General features: G+C 56.6%; 13 protein-coding genes and 1 pseudogene. 10 read left to right on the top strand and 4 right to left on the bottom strand.

Features of this window, described 5'->3' with window-relative positions; all coding sequences use genetic code 11:
• Window positions 1–66: 66 nt before the first annotated feature.
• From FHT77_RS19820 to FHT77_RS19785, 8 genes are all read left to right on the top strand, one after another.
• A complete protein-coding gene (locus FHT77_RS19820; RefSeq protein ID WP_246719968.1) occupies window positions 67–1,683 on the top strand; it encodes an arylsulfatase in 1,617 nt (538 codons plus the stop codon).
• A gap of 227 nt (window positions 1,684–1,910) precedes the next feature.
• Complete coding sequence (locus FHT77_RS19815; protein ID WP_183756623.1) at window positions 1,911–3,545, top strand: arylsulfatase; 1,635 nt, start codon at window positions 1,911–1,913, stop codon at window positions 3,543–3,545.
• Between the two features lie 639 nt (window positions 3,546–4,184).
• A complete protein-coding gene (locus FHT77_RS19810) occupies window positions 4,185–5,201 on the top strand; it encodes an HAD family hydrolase (protein WP_183756622.1) in 1,017 nt (338 codons plus the stop codon).
• Between the two features lie 108 nt (window positions 5,202–5,309).
• Window positions 5,310–6,158 (top strand): hypothetical protein, encoded by an 849-nt coding sequence (locus FHT77_RS19805; protein WP_183756621.1) that lies wholly within the window; start codon window positions 5,310–5,312, stop codon window positions 6,156–6,158.
• Between the two features lie 121 nt (window positions 6,159–6,279).
• The gene (locus FHT77_RS19800) at window positions 6,280–8,505 is read left to right on the top strand and encodes a tetratricopeptide repeat protein (protein ID WP_183756742.1); all 2,226 of its coding nucleotides are present in this window, start codon (window positions 6,280–6,282) and stop codon (window positions 8,503–8,505) included.
• A gap of 917 nt (window positions 8,506–9,422) precedes the next feature.
• A complete protein-coding gene (locus tag FHT77_RS19795) occupies window positions 9,423–9,659 on the top strand; it encodes a hypothetical protein (RefSeq protein ID WP_183756761.1) in 237 nt (78 codons plus the stop codon).
• 798 nt (window positions 9,660–10,457) lie between these two features.
• A complete protein-coding gene (locus tag FHT77_RS19790; RefSeq protein ID WP_183756620.1) occupies window positions 10,458–10,700 on the top strand; it encodes a DUF982 domain-containing protein in 243 nt (80 codons plus the stop codon).
• A gap of 255 nt (window positions 10,701–10,955) precedes the next feature.
• Window positions 10,956–11,681, top strand: coding sequence for a Crp/Fnr family transcriptional regulator (locus tag FHT77_RS19785; protein WP_183756619.1), 726 nt, complete (start codon window positions 10,956–10,958; stop codon window positions 11,679–11,681).
• A gap of 11 nt (window positions 11,682–11,692) precedes the next feature.
• Here FHT77_RS19785 and FHT77_RS19780 read toward each other — a convergent pair whose 3' ends face one another.
• Complete coding sequence (locus tag FHT77_RS19780; protein WP_183756618.1) at window positions 11,693–11,932, bottom strand: DUF6894 family protein; 240 nt, start codon at window positions 11,930–11,932, stop codon at window positions 11,693–11,695.
• Window positions 11,933–12,369: 437 nt separating this feature from the next.
• Between FHT77_RS19780 and FHT77_RS19775 the strand changes: the two genes are divergently transcribed.
• On the top strand, window positions 12,370–12,735 hold the full coding sequence (locus FHT77_RS19775) for a response regulator (RefSeq protein WP_312859761.1): 366 nt from the start codon (window positions 12,370–12,372) through the stop codon (window positions 12,733–12,735).
• A 135-nt stretch (window positions 12,736–12,870) separates the two neighbouring features.
• On the opposite strand, the gene FHT77_RS19770 is transcribed toward FHT77_RS19775, so the two are convergent.
• From FHT77_RS19770 to FHT77_RS19760, 3 genes and pseudogenes are all read right to left on the bottom strand, one after another.
• The gene (locus FHT77_RS19770) at window positions 12,871–13,059 is read right to left on the bottom strand and encodes a hypothetical protein (protein WP_183756617.1); all 189 of its coding nucleotides are present in this window, start codon (window positions 13,057–13,059) and stop codon (window positions 12,871–12,873) included.
• Window positions 13,060–13,159: 100 nt separating this feature from the next.
• Window positions 13,160–13,370, bottom strand: a pseudogene (locus FHT77_RS19765) (cold-shock protein).
• Window positions 13,371–14,534: 1,164 nt separating this feature from the next.
• A complete protein-coding gene (locus FHT77_RS19760) occupies window positions 14,535–15,449 on the bottom strand; it encodes a MurR/RpiR family transcriptional regulator (RefSeq protein WP_183756616.1) in 915 nt (304 codons plus the stop codon).
• A gap of 22 nt (window positions 15,450–15,471) precedes the next feature.
• On the opposite strand from FHT77_RS19760, the gene FHT77_RS19755 reads away from it, so the two are divergent.
• The gene (locus tag FHT77_RS19755; RefSeq protein WP_183756615.1) at window positions 15,472–16,290 is read left to right on the top strand and encodes a transporter substrate-binding domain-containing protein; all 819 of its coding nucleotides are present in this window, start codon (window positions 15,472–15,474) and stop codon (window positions 16,288–16,290) included.
• The last annotated feature ends 38 nt before the right edge of the window (window positions 16,291–16,328 follow it).

Genomic DNA, 16,328 nt, shown 5'->3' with positions numbered 1-16,328 from the left:
ATGGAAGGATTTGAGATGAGTAGCAGAACCTATTTTGTCTGCATCGGAGCCCTTGCATCTCTCACGATGCTATGCGGGACCTCTCCCGTGCAAGCTCAGGAGCCTCAGCGTAAACCAAATATCCTGTTCATCGTTTCGGATGATACCGGCTTGGGCGATCTCGGCCCTTATGGCGGCGGCGAAGGCCGCGGCATGCCAACCCCCAATATCGACCGGCTCGCCGATGAGGGCATGACCTTCTTTTCCTTTTACGCGCAACCCAGTTGCACCCCTGGACGCGCCGCGATGCAAACGGGGCGGATCCCGAACCGCAGTGGCATGACGACGGTCGCGTTCCAGGGCCAGGGCGGCGGCCTGCCTGCGGCAGAGTGGACACTCGGATCGGTATTGAAGCGCGGTGGCTACCACACCTATTTCACCGGGAAGTGGCATCTCGGAGAGTCGGACTACGCATTGCCCAATGCCCAGGGCTACGACGAAATGCGCTATGCGGGCCTCTACCACCTCAACGCCTACACTTACGCCGATCCGACCTGGTTCCCCGATATGGATCCCAAATTGCGGGAGATGTTCCAGAAGGTCACCAAGGGGGCATTGTCGGGAAAAGCCGGTGGTCCGGTGACGGAAGATTTTAAGATCAATGGCCAGTATGTCGATACACCTGTCATCGACGGCAAGGAAGGCGTGGTCGGCATTCCGTACTTCGACGGCTATGTCGAGAAGGCTGCGTTGGAGTTCCTCGATGAGGCCGCCAAGAAGCCGGACGAGCCCTTCTACATCAACGTCAACTTCATGAAGGTCCACCAACCGAACATGCCGGCGCCGGAATTCGAGCACAGGTCGTTGTCGAAGAGCAAGTATGCGGATTCGGTCGTCGAACTCGACACCCGAATTGGCCGGATCATGGACAAGTTGCGTGAAACCGGAATGGACCGCAACACATTGGTTTTCTACACCACGGACAATGGGGCCTGGCAGGATGTCTATCCCGATGCCGGCTATACCCCATTGCGCGGCACAAAGGGTACGCTGCGTGAAGGGGGAAACCGGGTTCCGGCCGTTGCCGTGTGGCCCGGCAAGATCAAACCGCGAAGCAAAAATCACGATATCGTAGGAGGCCTCGATCTGATGGCGACCTTCGCCTCGGTCGGCGGTGTTCCCTTGCCAGACAAGGACCGCGAGGACAAGCCGATCATTTTCGACAGCTACGACATGTCGCCAATCCTGCTCGGTACAGGAAAGTCGGAGCGCAAGTCATGGTTCTACTTCACGGAGAACGAGCTTTCGCCCGGCGCGATACGCGTGAACAACTACAAGTTTGTGTTCAATCTTCGTGGCGATGACGGCGCCCTGACCGGTGGTTTGGCGGTCGATTCAAACCTCGGCTGGAAGGGACCGGACAAATACGTCGCCACAGTGCCGCAGGTGTTCGACCTCTGGCAGGATCCCCAGGAACGCTATGACATCTTCATGAACAACTTCACCGAGCGGACATGGATGGGCGTCGTCATGGGTGAAGAACTGAAGAAAATCATGGCGACCTATATCGAATATCCGCCGAGAAAACTGCAAAGCATGGGCTACACCGGTCCGATCACGATCTCTAACTATCAACGGTTCCAGTGGGTACGAGACGAGCTTGCGAAGGAAGGCGTATCCATCACTTTGCCGAGCGGCAACTGAATTTGATCTGGCGGCCTACCCCGCCGCCACCGCACAACATCGGTAATGAAAGGAGGCTGTCGGGGGCACGCATCGGAAATTCCTCTTATCTCGGCGAATTGGCATCTCCGGGATCGTCCTGTTCAATCGTCACCCTGGAATTTCTTCGCGCGTCTTCGCGTCCAGGGTGCGACGAGGACTGGATCCTTATGTCAAGTGGGGCGACGGAAACTCAAGGGAGAAATGCGATGAGACAAGGCATTCTGGCGACCGTCCTGCTATGTGGCAGTGCGCTGTTGTTCGGCGGGCAAGCGCCCGCACGGGCTCAAGAGCAATCGAAACCCAATATCCTGGTCATCATGGGCGATGATATTGGCATGTGGAACATCGGAGCCTATCACCGCGGCTTAATGGCCGGCCGCACCCCCAATCTCGACAAGATCGCCAAGGAAGGCATGCTGTTCACGGACTATTATGCCGAGGCCAGTTGTACGGCGGGTCGGGCCAACTTCATCACCGGCGAGCTGCCGATCCGAACGGGCATGACAACCGTTGGGCAGGCCGGCGCCGCGACTGGCCTGCCGGCGGAGGCGGTGACTTTGGCCACTGTCTTAAAGTCAATGGGCTACGCCACCGGCCAATTCGGCAAGAACCATCTCGGTGACAAGAACGAGTTCCTGCCGACCGTTCACGGCTTCGATGAGTTCTTCGGCTACCTCTACCATCTCGACGCGATGGAGGATCCGGCTCATCCGAACTATCCGCAGGATCTGTTGAACGTGGTCGGGCCGCGCAACATGGTTCACAGTTGGGCGACTGACACGGATGATCCAACCGAGATGCCGCGTTGGGGTAAAATCGGCAAGCAGAGGATCGAGGATGCAGGCACTCTCTATCCCAAGCGGATGGAAACGGTCGACGACGAGATCCGCGACTTCGCAACAAGCTTCATGGCGAAGGCCAAGCAGGACAACAAGCCCTTCTTCGTCTGGCTGAACCCCACCCGTATGCACATCGTCACCCATCTCTCTCCGAAGTACGAGGCGATGCGAAATGCTGAGAACGGCTGGTCGGAAGAGGAAGCCGGGATGGCACAACTGGACGACGACGTTGGGCTCGTCATGCAGAAGATTAAAGAGCTTGGCGAGGACGACAACACCATCATCCTGTTCACGACCGACAATGGAACGGAAGTGTTCACGTGGCCCGATGGGGGACAGACACCTTTTGCGCAGTCAAAGGGTACCGTTCTGGAAGGTGGATTCCGCGTGCCTGCACTTCTACGCTGGCCTGGACATGTCCCGGCGGACGTGGTGCAGAACGGCATTTTCTCCGGTCTGGACTGGTTGCCGACCTTTGTTGCGGCAGCCGGCAATCCCAACATCACCAACGAATTGCTGCAAGGCAAAACGATAGGAGACCGGACATACAAGAACCATCTTGACGGCTACGATCAGACGGCCGCTATCACCGGCAAGGGACCGTCTGCACGTCACGAGATCTTCTACCTCGGTGAAAGCACGGTCGGCGCGGTGCGCATCGACGACTACAAGTTCCGTTTCATCGACCAGCCCCAGGGATGGGTTGGCGAAAAGACCCATCCTGACGTTCCCTACATCACTAACCTGCGACTCGACCCGTTCGAGCGGACTGGTTGGCCCAACAACGGAACGAAAGAAGGCGGGCAGCAGTACTTCGACTGGTTCAAATACCAATTCTGGCGTTTCGTGTTCGTTCAGCAATTGGTCGGAAAGGAACTCCAGACCTTCCTTGACTTTCCTCCAATGCAGCGGGGCGCCAGCTTCAATCTGGACGCCGTCAAGGCCGAGATGCAGACACGCATGGCCCAGGCTGCGGCGGCGGCAAAGGGTACCGGCAACTGATGGAGCCGATCTTGCTGCAGGCGGTCTCACCAGACTGCCTGCAGGCGGAAGGTGCCGACAAAGCACGCAACAACCGACTGTGTTGACAAGGTGACTTTGTTTCTAGCGAGAAGCCGGTTCGTCGTTACCCGACTGAGGCGCAAGTTCTTTCAGCGTCAGCCATAATAGCGGCAAAACTGCATCCTTCATCCTGTCGTCCGACTGGCCTGTCTCCCTCGGCGGCGAGGTAGTGCCACCGACGAAAACACTGCCGTTGATTGCTCGCGGGCTTTGATTCCCGAAAGGGCAATATCGAAAAAAAAACGCCATGGGATACGGTTTTATGGCAGCGGGAGCCCCTCGCCGCGCCATGCGGTCTTTTCGAAAAGAGGTCGTGTTCCGCCCCATGCGACACCCGTATCAACCGACATCCAATGGAAGGATTTGAGATGAGTAGCAGAACCTTTTTTGGCTGGATCGGGGCGGTGGAGTTGGGGCTGCACTCGTCCGATCACGATTTCGAACTCTCAAAGTATCCAGCGGGTACACACGAGCTTGCGGTCGCATCCACCACCTTGCCGAGCGGCAACTCATCCCGATGTGGGGCCAACAAGGCCGCCACTTCCCCAAGTGACATAAGCAATTCAGGAGGATGCCGAAATGGAGGCCACGCGTCGCAAATTCCTCACAAGTTCACGAAATGGCATCCTCGCGATCGGTCTTCCTCTGTGGGCCGGGCCGACAACCGCCTGGGCACAGAGTGACCCGTTGCCTTCCTGGAACGAGACCGCGTCAAAGGCCGCCATCGTCTCCTTCGTTGGTAGGGTGACAAAGCAGGGCTCTGCGGACTTCGTAACGGAGGCGGAGCGGGTCGCGGTGTTTGACAATGACGGCACTCTTTGGGTCGAGCATCCGATGTACACGCAGCTTGCCTTCGCCCTCGATCGCGTGAAGACGCTCGCTCCGCAGCATCCGGAATGGAAAGATACACAACCGTTCAAGGCCGTGCTTGACGGCGACATGAAGGCTCTCGCCGCGTCAGGCGAAAAAGGCCTCGTGGAACTCATCATGCTGACCCATGCGGGAATGACGACAACCGAGTTTAGAAAGGTTGTCACCGACTGGCTTTTCACCGCACGAGATCCGAAGTTCAAGCGTCCTTACACGGAACTTGTCTATCAGCCGATGGTCGAACTGATGGCCTATCTTCGCGCCAATGGATTCAAGACCTTCATTGTTTCGGGAGGCGGCGTGGAATTCATGCGGCCGTGGACAGAAAAGGCCTATGGCGTGCCCCCGGAACAGGTGATCGGTTCCTCTATCAAGACCGAATTCAGGATGCAGGACGATATGCCGACCTTGTACCGGCTTCCGGAGGTCAATTTTATAGACGACAAGGCCGGGAAGCCGGTTGGGATCAATGAAGCGATCGGGCAAAGGCCGATTGCCGCCTTCGGCAACTCGGATGGCGACCTCGAAATGCTGCAGTGGACAACCATGGCAGGGGCGCCCGCGCGCCTTGGCATGCTCGTTCATCATACCGATGCCGACCGTGAATATGCATATGACCGCGAAACGGACTTCGGGCGCCTGGACAAGGCCCTCGACGCAGCCGCGATAACTGGTTGGACCTTGATCGACATGAAAGCCGACTGGAAGCAGGTTTTCAAGGATTGAGACCGGGCGACTTGCGTCAGGACGACAGCAACAGTGTCGAGCTGAGCTCCATCATCACGTCAAGTATGGACAGGGCTTTTACCTGTCCCCACCTTGGAGGCTACCGCCATGAACGTCTTTCAGATTGCCAGCCTGATCGTTACTGCAGGCGTTGCTCTTGGTAATGCCCATGCGCAGGACGCTCCGAAAAAGCCGCATGTACCGCTCGAAAAAGGCATCGGCGTCGTCACGCCGACCGGGCCGGTACCGTCTCTGGCAGTGATCAACTCTGCGGGCGCTCGGATTGAAAACGGAAAACTCGTACTCAATGGCGTTGCCGCCAATTCGATCGTGTTTGCCGACCGGCCGGTACGGGCTGCCGGACATGTGATGACGGATCAGTTCATCATGCAATGGGACGATGGCAAGGACAATTTCGCGGTCGATCCACCGAATGCGACGGTCTCGGTGCTGGGGGGCGACGGGTCTGATGTGAGCGACGCTGTCGTGACATTGAAGACCCCGAAACTTGATGGCACGACGCTGACATTCGACATCACCGTTCTTGAGGGAAGCCTCAATGGCGCGACGGGGCCGGCCGCAGTCTTTATTGATCACTTCGGCGGAGGGGGTGGATTTGGCGGAGGTGGGTTTGGCGGAGGAAGTTTTGGCGGCGGTGGCTTCCGTGGAGGCGACTTTGGCGGAGGTAGCTTTGGCGGACGTGATTTTGCAGGGGGCGACTTCCGTGGAGGTTTTCGAGACGACGACGTTCATACCGGCGATACCAACATCAACCGTGTGAGTGGCACCTACTGGCATGCCCCCGTCTATCGCGGCGCCTGGTATCGCGGTGCCCCTGTCGCCACCGGTGTCGTAGCGGGCGCGGCTATCGGCGCGGCAGCAACACGCCCCTACTACTATAACAACTACTACAACAACCAGCAGTGCGGCTACTATCCCTTCCCGCCGTGCTACTGATGCCCGCCGTCGTCACGCCGCCAGGCGGCGTGACATTCCACAAGAGCAGCGTTGGAGCAGCTGAGTGATAACGTTCGATCGGTCATTGGCCGCGTGGATAACAGTATTGCCGGTCCTTCTGATGATTTTGTTCCTGGGACGGAGCGCTTTTGCCGACACTGTCCCTGCCTCCAGTCCTGACCCCCGGATAAGCATGCATAATGGTTTCGTTGATGAAACCGCTTGCGCTTCCTGCCATCAAGATCAAGCCGCTGCTTTCAAGCGATCCCACCACGCCAACGCAATGGCACTTGCCAACGGCAGTACAGTTCGCGGTGATTTCAACAATGTCAGGTATGAGCACGATGGCATTGTAACGACTTTCCATCGCCGCGATGCCCGGTTCTTCGTGAAAACCGAAGGATCGGACGGAAAGGAAACCGAGTTCGAAGTTCGATACACCTTTGCCTACGAGCCGCTGCAGCAGTATCTCGTTGAAACCGGCGCAGGACGACTACAGGCACTCGACGTCGCATGGGACACGACCGGAAAGCAATGGTTCTGGCTTGGCAATGACACACCGCGCAAACCCGGCTCGACCTATCACTGGACCGGGCCGTTTTATCGTTGGAACCGCACCTGCATCGACTGCCATTCGACCGACCCTCAAGCAAACTTCCAACCTGCGACGAACGAATACAAATCGACCTATGTCGCAACGAGCATCGGCTGTCAGTCCTGTCACGGACCTGGTGCAAAACATGTCGCCTGGGCGGCAAAGGGCCAGGACCATCCAGGTGATCAGGCGGACCCTGGACTTTCCAGGGTCGATGCCAATGCCTGTCTGGCTTGCCATTCCAGACGAGTACGCCTTCGAGACGGCTACGAGCCCGGAAAGCCGTTTCTCGACTACTTTTCTCCCGCATTGCTGCGAAGCGATCTCTATTTTCCCGATGGACAGATACGTGATGAAGTCTTTGAGTACGGTTCGTTTCAGCAAAGCAAAATGGCAGCGGCTGGAGTGACATGCCTTGATTGTCATCGTCCACATGAGGCGGGTTTGAAGACCGAAGGCAACGCGCTTTGCACCCAGTGTCACACGCAGACCAAGCTGGACCGCTTCGTCAAGCAGGATCCGAGCGGCCTGTTCGACGACCCTTCTCATACCCATCATCCTGTCGGATCGGCCGGCGCGCAATGTGCCAACTGTCATATGCCCGAACGGACATACATGAAGGTCGATCCGAGACGGGACCATTCGTTCGTCATTCCCCGGCCGGATCTGTCGATGACCTTCTCAACGCCGAACGCATGCACGACGTGTCATACCGATAAAGATGATGACTGGGCCGCCAGGACCATGGATAGATGGTACGATTTTGGCTGGCGCAATCGTCCAACCATCACCCACGCATTCGCAGCTTTGGAAAACCGCACGCAAGCAGCGGAGCAGGCATTGCGAAAGCTCGTCAATGACCGAAATCAGCCGGGAATCATAAGGGGAAGCGCCATCACCCGATTGAGCCAGATCGCAGGTGAGGATGTTACCGCAGATATTCACGCAGCATCATCTGATCCGGATCCATTGGTCAGACTCGGCGCATCCGAGGCCGCATCGAACATTCCGCCGGAGCGCAGGCTGGATGCGATCGGGGATCTGCTCGGTGATGAAATGCGAGCGGTTCGTATCGCAGCGGCGACTGCTCTCGGCAACACGCCCGCCGAGGTGTTCGGCAGCCAACGACCGGGCTTCGAGGCCGCGGTCGAAGACCTGCGCAGCTACGTCAGTTCAAACGCTGATTTTGCAGAGACGCAGAGCAATTACGGATTCTTCCTGTTTGGCCAACACCGTATACCGGAGGCCGAGGGATACTTCAAACGAGCGATTAGCCTTGACCCGACACTTGAAGGTGTCCACGTCAACCTTGCGGAATTTTATCGTGCCATCGGGCAGAACGATAAGGCCGAACAGGCCTACGCCGAAGCAATTTCAGTGTCGCCGGAGCGCGCGGAGCTGCGATTTGGGCATGGGCTCGCTCTGGTTCGCAGCAAGCGACTGGACGATGCGATTGTCGAGCTTGAACAAGCGGTGCGGCTGGATCCCCGGAGCCCGCGGTACAAGACGACGCTTACCGTCGCGCTGGACTCAATCGGAAAGACCCAAGAGGCTCTGAACAGGCTCGATCACTGGGCATCCGAGACGTCCGATCCGGCCATTTCAGGCCTGGCACTGGAATACAGTCTGAAGCTGCAGCTGCTGCCGCAGGCGTTGAAGTTTGCGGAGCAATTGGCAAGGCTGAGACCGCAAGACCAACGGATTTCTGACCTCGTCCGACGGTTGCGAGCGGCGACAACCAATCCCAACTAGACTGGCCATGGAGGCTTCGCAATTTCAGATTATTGCGCGCTAGGTAGCACTTCAAGAGACCGCCGGAGCGAACTTAAAACTGGATAAAACTTGGGGGCAAGGTCGAATGTGTTGAGATCTGGTTCTGGCGACGAGCTTTCCTGGAGACGCTACTGATCAGGCCTTGTTGACGGCGGGCGGAGTGGCCCTAGGGCTGCCAAAAGATCTCTGGATGTCTTATGGCCCTTGAGAAAAAGGTCCAATAGTCTGGACGCAGCAACGCTGCCCACGAGACTGTTCGGATCAACCTTAGTCTCCTTGCACCACTGGGAGAACGCGTCGAATACCGGAGAAAGATCATCGAACGAGATTGTACGGAGCATTTCCGACACTCATCGCCCTCCAACTTAGAGGGGCGAAAGCAACTCGTGTGCTTCCTGTCGATCGTAGCCAGGAGATGCCGACCGATAGATAAAACCCTATGGAGGATTAAGAACGGCCGCAATTAACTTTGACATAGCGTGATGCGCTGATGTTAATCGTCTCTTGTCGGTCGACGGCGTTCTCCTGGGCGGCATCCTGGGAACCATGATAAGACGGTGTACCGCGCATCAACTGGATTTCAAAACCGGGCCCCTGCCCCGGTCCCTGCACTTCCCAACGGGCGCCCACCCTCCCCTTCACATGCGCCCGATCGCGCGGCTGGGCGCCTCTCGACTGCGAGCGGCTTTTCGTCGGCGAGGAGGCGTCTGGGACGCCACGATTTTCCATCCAGCGATTAAATAAGGCAAAAAAAATGAACTTAGAAGGCGGGGGCGGTCAAACCCTTCGCGTTTCCTTTTATTTCTAACACCCTAAGTATCCCGGGTCGGCCCATAGACAACTGGCGGGACCGCTTGAGAGATAACTGTGCTCTTGCCGACCAAGAGAGCACGGACATGACGAAGTCTTTATCTTCCTCTCTCGATGAACTTCAAATGAAGATTGTTCTGGACGCGGTTCAAGAGTGGTGCTCAACACGTCGAGTGGATATCGATAGTGATGAAGGCCGCTGGGCAATGACAGTGGCCGTTGACCGTATTCAGACTGTCGATCCATATTCTGCCGCCGCCACTGATGAAATGGTGCGGTACCTTAGTTCCGCTTGCAGTTCCGAAGCGACCCACAAAGCGTAACCAAACTCCTGCGCTTGCCGATAATTTGCTGATGGACAGCCTGCGCAATTCTGCCCGTACGTGCCGAACCTGCGGGTGGACTGCAAGAGGATAGCTACCATGCCTCTCTCTAAGAGTGGTGGACCTACTGGCCCTGTCGATGGCATTGAGCGACGCCCCGTGAAGCCGAGCACGCTGCCGAAGCCCCGTGGAAATACAATCTCAATTTGTGGTTTTGCTGAAAGGCTGATAAAAACAAAAAATTGCATTAATTTCTTTGCATCCCGAGCCACTCTCGGGCATGATGACTTCATCAGCAGCCATTGTTAAGGGCGCTTCTGACTAGGGCTTGGGCCCTCGCCCCAATTAGAAGGAGGACGTCAGTGTCTTCCCCACTCGGCTACGTCTTACATTCCAGGGACCTGACGATGCTGCAAGGCGTCTTGGAGGAAGCTGGATACAATTCTGCCAAAAGTGTTGCGCATCCTGAGCGATACGACCTTGCGGCGAAGCTTCTGATACAACGCTTTCAAGGTGGGATGACTTCCGCCGACGACCTAACCAGGGAACTGAAAAGGGTCCTCGGCACGACGATTTCTGCAATGTCTCCACCGAGCTTCGAGCGGACGCGCGCCTCTATTCAGGGACTGCCATTGCCATAGAAACGTCGGGGAACGGCCTTGCTTCTCCAACTGCCCATGTAGACTGACAAGCGGGATTCGAGGAAGGATCGCGCGGGTGACGAATGTTTCTCACTCACATTGTGCGCGGGCTAATCGTGTAATCCACTAATCCGCGAATTTGGCCGGCCACGCGCTTATGTCAACACTTGAATGGGTCATCGTAATTGTAGAGCGCAACCGGTCATTCCACACCGTGTCGTCTGCAGAGCAAGCTCTTCAGCTGCTTCTCAAGAACTGGCCAGTTACCACCGGCACCACCTTTATCTCGGCGATGGAGGCTTGTGCCGGCGCGCTTAGAGGGGCGGTCAGCCAGGGAGAAGCGCAAGCCGCATTTCTCGCCGCAGCTCTTCAAGCGGGAGTCGTGTTTCGGAACGCCTAATTCCTCCCGTACTTCCTGGCGGCCGTTGCGTTAAAGCCCCGCCTTATCAGATCGATTGCGTAAAAAGCTGTGGCTGGGCGAAACGGCAAAGAGATGTGGGTCGCAAGTTAAGAAAAACTAGAACAATGCCTTGCGCACGGTAACACCGAAATCGTACGAACCTGCTGTGGCTGGCGGAACATTTGACCACGCCGTACGGTTAGACTTCTATTCATAGGCGTTTGGTAACACCCAAGCTCCGGCATGGAGCAAGAAATGGTACGCCTCGACCAATCGAATGTCGGCAACACTCTTCTGCGGACGATCAGTGCGCAAACCTTCGGCCGGCTCGCTCACGGCATGGAGCGCGTCGACCTGCCCACCAAACATGTTCTCGTCGAGGATAGTGTCCCTCCTGACTACATCTATTTTCTGGAGAGCGGCCTTGGGTCCATGGTCGTCACCAGTTCCGACGACGAAGCTATCGAAGTGGGGCATATCGGCCGGGAAGGCGCGTCCGGTATGCATCTGATGCTCGCCATAGAGGGAGCGCCCGGGCGGACCTTCATGCAAGTGGCTGGCAGTGGCATCCGCGTCCCAGCATCGCTATTCATGAAAGCAGTCACTGAGGATGAGGAAACCCGGGCCTTTTTTCTTCGTTATTTTCATACCACCGTCGTCCAGCTCAGTCATTCGGCCTTGGCCAATGCCCGATACAATATGCAGGAACGGATGGCTCGATGGCTTTTGATGTGCCATGATCGCCTCGATGGCGACAATCTCGGTGTGACCCACGAGTTCCTAGCGCTGATGCTGGGAGTTCGTCGTTCGGGTGTTACCGAACAGCTTCACGTCCTGGAAGGTATACGGGCCATTCGGTCCACACGCGGAAACATCCACGTGCGGGATCGAGAGAAGCTGATAACTATCGCAGGCGGCAGCTATGGGATTCCCGAACGCGAGTATGAGCGAGTTCTAGGATTGCCGCTTAGGGTAAAGTGAGTCGATACCGATCACTCGCTGCGCGTTATGGTGTCTCGGAATGGCAGCGACAGAACAACGTCGCCGGCGTCATCACGGATCTCCACCGAGCGTGACGAAACGTCCTGCCCCATCAGGATCGCATTGCTCATGATGCTACGGGCGTCTTTGATAGCCTCGCTGCGCGCCGCGTCCAAGGTGGGAAGATCCGTCCCTTCGAAATCTTCCTGGATGCCGCTGCTCATGACGATGTTGAAGTAGAAGCGAGGCATGCGATCTTTCTCTTGTCACACCAGCAGCGACGACGTTACCTTGATACCAACAGGCAAAACGTTGGCGGCAGTATTTCGTTGCTCTCACCGCGCGTCCGGCACACTTAGACTACAGGAGTTTCCTGTCGCTGAGAACCGTGATCCTTTCCGGGCGATGCAGGCACGGCGGTCGAAAGCGTTTCTCCGCGTCCGTGGCGACCAAGGGAATGCGACGTTCTCCTAACCTCTGGGTGTGAAGAATCCCGCCGGTTGAGGACCTCGGTCATTTTCCCTTCACTCATTCTTCGCTCTTGGCGTCTGACAGGAATGTCGCCACGCTTTTCCGGTCGCAAATTTCCTGGCTGGAACCAGGCAGTCAATGGCGCGTTTGTACGCCAACGTACATTCCCTCGCGGTTTTGCCCTAGAGCATTCCTCCAAAGAGAAAAGCGAGCAAACGTGCCTGACTATCAGCCAGTTGTGCTTGTCGTGGAAGACGAGCCATTCTTGCGTTTGTCGACCGTCGCAGATCTTGAGGACGACGGTTTCATCGTGCTCGAGGCATCGAGCGCAGATGAAGCGATTGAGATTATCGAGGGTCGCCCGGACATCCAGGTGATCTTCACTGATATAGACATGCCCGGCAGCATGGATGGGCTGCGGCTCGCCGCGTTTGTTCGGGATCGCTGGCCGCCAATCAAGATCATTATTACATCTGGCAACAATCTGCCCGGTGCCAGTCTTCCACGCGACGTTCCTTTCATGGGCAAGCCATACAAACGTCAGGACGTGACGTCGGCGATTCGAATGATAATTTCACAGTGACGCTGCGAAGGGTTCATTTTTGGGAGGAGCAACGTCGGTGGCCGTTGCACCAAGCCTGTGGAATCAAGCGACGCCTGGCCACAGTGTCGAAATAGAGTTTTGACCAGGGCTGCTAGTAATCTGCGTAGTGGTCGTTCAACGGCTAGCATGGTCCTGCGCGTCCCGCGCTAGCCGCGCGTCTCGAAGACGCTGTGTTTTGACTTGGCGCGCTTGCTCTTCAGTTTCCAGTTCCTGGACGCCTTGGCCGTGCGCGCAGAACTGGGACTGGATAAGGCTAAACGCAATTTCGGCCTGCTGCCGGGATTTGCTGTAGGTCTGAGTCATGAAAATTTCCTTAGTCTGCAAAGCGATGGATAGGAAAATGCCGAGCAACCTGCCCGGCCTTTCAGATAATCATGCCGTCCCAGTGCCACTAGATCCGTGGTCAAAGAGATGGCAGGTCACAATTGGCGACCTGCAGGTTGCAGGCCGACATCTTCCCCGACTTGATGTCGCGCTCGAGCTCGTAACCAATCTTCTGACCCTCTACGATTTCGCGCATTCCGGCGCGTTCGACGGCAGAGATGTGAACGAGCGCGTCCGCGCCGCCCGAAGCCCTTCGTGGAGTTGGACCATCTTGCTGTGCCAATGGTCATGATGAACCCTTTCAAAGCAAAGAGTGCAGGACCGCAGAAGCTGCGCTTCCCGGACGACGTTACGACTGCTTCTGAAAGAGAAGGTTCGAATAGAGCGCGGTGCCAATCGCGCGGTAGACAAAGCTTGGCAAGCAAGAGATCGATAAAGCAAAAATAGAGACACTCTGGAAGAAGTCAACCGATAGTTTTTTTCGCAGCACTTACCACCATTAGTGAACTCGCGTTAACGTGTATCACGAAGCCGAGCCGGAATGGTCGAAGCTTCGATCGGGCCGACCCATTCATTCGAATAACGTATCAGAGATATGCGCGGCCGCCTGCTGCCGGACGTGGGCCAGCCGTTTACCAGCAGCACCAGCCGTGCTGCGAGGAGAGGAAGATGCCGGACACCGAAAGCCTTTCCCTACCCGGCGCGACCTTCTCATGGCCTCGTTTGCAACTCTTGCGGCTCCAGACTGCCGACGCCAATGGATACAACACAGAAGAGATCAAACGCCTACGCGAACGACGACACCGGGTTCGCCGAGAAACATGTCGAACGCAACGGACATCGGATCTACGTGCGCGACTATCCCGGCGGCGGCACAGCGTTCGTGATGATCCATGGCTTCCGGACAATAGCCGTATCGATAGGGACGTCTCTCCGCTCCTATGTGCCGCCGGGCGCCGGGTTATCGCCTTCGACTTCCTCGGATTCAGTGCGTCTCAAGGCGCGGCCTGGTCTAGCAAACGATGACGAAGGTAGCTGCCGGGCACGTGGTCAGATACGGCGCCGTGTTCTAACCATCTGCGCTCTGAGCTCCACACCCCAGTTGCTCAGGAGCTGAAATAGTTTAACGGATCGATCGCGCTTCCCGCGGCAGGATCCGCCGCCAAATCCGCAGGCTAGCGCACAACCTTGGCTGCTGACAATTGCGCGGCCACCTTCGAAAGCGTTCTCAGTTGAGGCGGCGGCATGACTTCTCTTGAGTCGTTGCGATAGGCCTGTAGCAGGTTTCGAATTCAGAGAAGAGGGTCGCAAATACGGGTGAGACTAAGGATTGAAGACGCCGCAGTAGCGATCACGCCCTCGAGCCCGGGAACATCAACCTTCCGCTTGTTGCCGCCCCCCGCTGGCGATGTCACCTATAACACTGCGTCGCTGACGTCGCTGGTATGTTCTGATCAGCCGCTGCCCGCGAGATAAGTTGCTATGGCACTTGCAAGTCTTTCGGCTTTTTTGAGGTTTTCTGGGTCAGAAATCAAAAACTCTGAAACCAAGGCCTCGATCAACACCAGACCTGGCACGCTGCTGCTGGAAATCACCGGATGCTGAGCGGGCGCGAGCAGCAACTCATTCGCGTATTCGGATATCGGTGATGCAGTGGAGTCGGTCAAAGCAATTACCTCTGCACCTCGCTCCCGTGCGAACCGGACCATTTCAACCGCGTCTTTCGAGTAACGAGGGAAAGAAATCGCTACGACGAGATCTCCCGTGGTGGACGAAGCCAGGCGCGCCGCAGCGGATTCGGTACCACCGTACTGCGCAATATTGACGACATTCTCTCGATAGGGCTGTAAACCCAACGTCAACATCGCCGCCAAGTGCGCGCTCAAGCCGAAACCGACGACGTACACACGATTGGCTGACCCTATCTTTCTGGATGCCGCCTTCAGCCTGTTCGCGGTTTCGGTCTCTTGAAGTTGGGCAACCAAAACTGCTGCTGATGCGAGACTTCTTTCAACCGCCCCGTTCCGCGAGCTGTCATCGCTCATTGTTTCGTTGAGCTTGCTGACAGGCGCGATGAGCGAGCCGATGATATTCCCGACAGCGGCCCGAAACTCGGCGAAACTGGCAACACCCAGATCCCGGGCGTACCTACTTATTGTCGAGGTCGAGACGCCTGTGATTTGCGAGAGGTCTTCAATGCCCCGGGTTGCTACAAAAACAGGATCCCTGAGCGTGAACTCCGAGAGTTGACGCTGGGACGCGGTTCCCTCCCTGAGTAATCGCGAGATTCTCTTTCCCAGCTTCGAAGTCGAGAATTGGCGGTCTGACTCCGCTGACCAGACTTTTGGATTATGGGAATCTGTTTTCATAAATTGACACCGTGAAAAAAAGTTGCCATCCTTAGAGCATACTAACGCTGAGGAGGAAACTATGCGTCTGAAAATTGCTGGGGTAATAGCATTAACACTATTTGCAACGCATCTTCGTGCCGAGGAGGCGACGGTCAGAGTGGGAGTTGAAGGCAACTACCCCCCATTCTCCCAAGTCAGCCCCGATGGGACCTTGAGCGGATTTGACATCGACATTGCCAACGCGATCTGCACGGAGATGAAGACAAAGTGCGCGATGGTCCAGCAGGAATGGGACGGCATGATTCCAGCCCTGAATGCGAGCAAGTTCGACATGATCGTTGCTTCCATGAGCATCAACGAGAAACGCAAAAAGGCGGTCAACTTCTCGAAACCGTACTATGATGTTCCCTCGCGCTGGATCGCGAAAGACGGCGCTTTCCAGTCTTGGAAGCCTGAGGACCTCAAGGGCAAGACGATCATCGTCCTCAGAAATTCGCCCCGGGCAGAATATCTGGCGAAGAACTACCCCGACAGCAATGTCCTGGCAGTAGACAAGGAACCAGCGGTCTACCTCGAACTTGCCGCAGGTCGCGGAGACATCGCATTCGGCTCGTCTGTCGTCTCAGCCGAGTCGTTCCTGAAAAAACCTGAAGGAAAAGGATTCTCACAGGTCGGTGATACTCTATTCCTCGATGAGGGAACCGACGGCGGTGTGGGAATAGCACTCAGGAAGGCCGACGACAATTTGCGGGCCAAGGTCGACGAGGCGCTAACAAACGTGATGAAGAACGGCACTTACAAGCAGATCGCTGCGAAGTATTTCGATTTCGACGTCACGCCGCTGTCCGCCAGGAAGTAAGTGCGTTCGGCTCCAGCGCAGGCAAAAAAAGGCGCTGG

Source organism: Rhizobium sp. BK181 (genome assembly GCF_014193305.1).
Lineage (GTDB): Bacteria > Pseudomonadota > Alphaproteobacteria > Rhizobiales > Rhizobiaceae > Rhizobium.
This window is presented reverse-complemented; position numbering and strand designations above follow the sequence as displayed.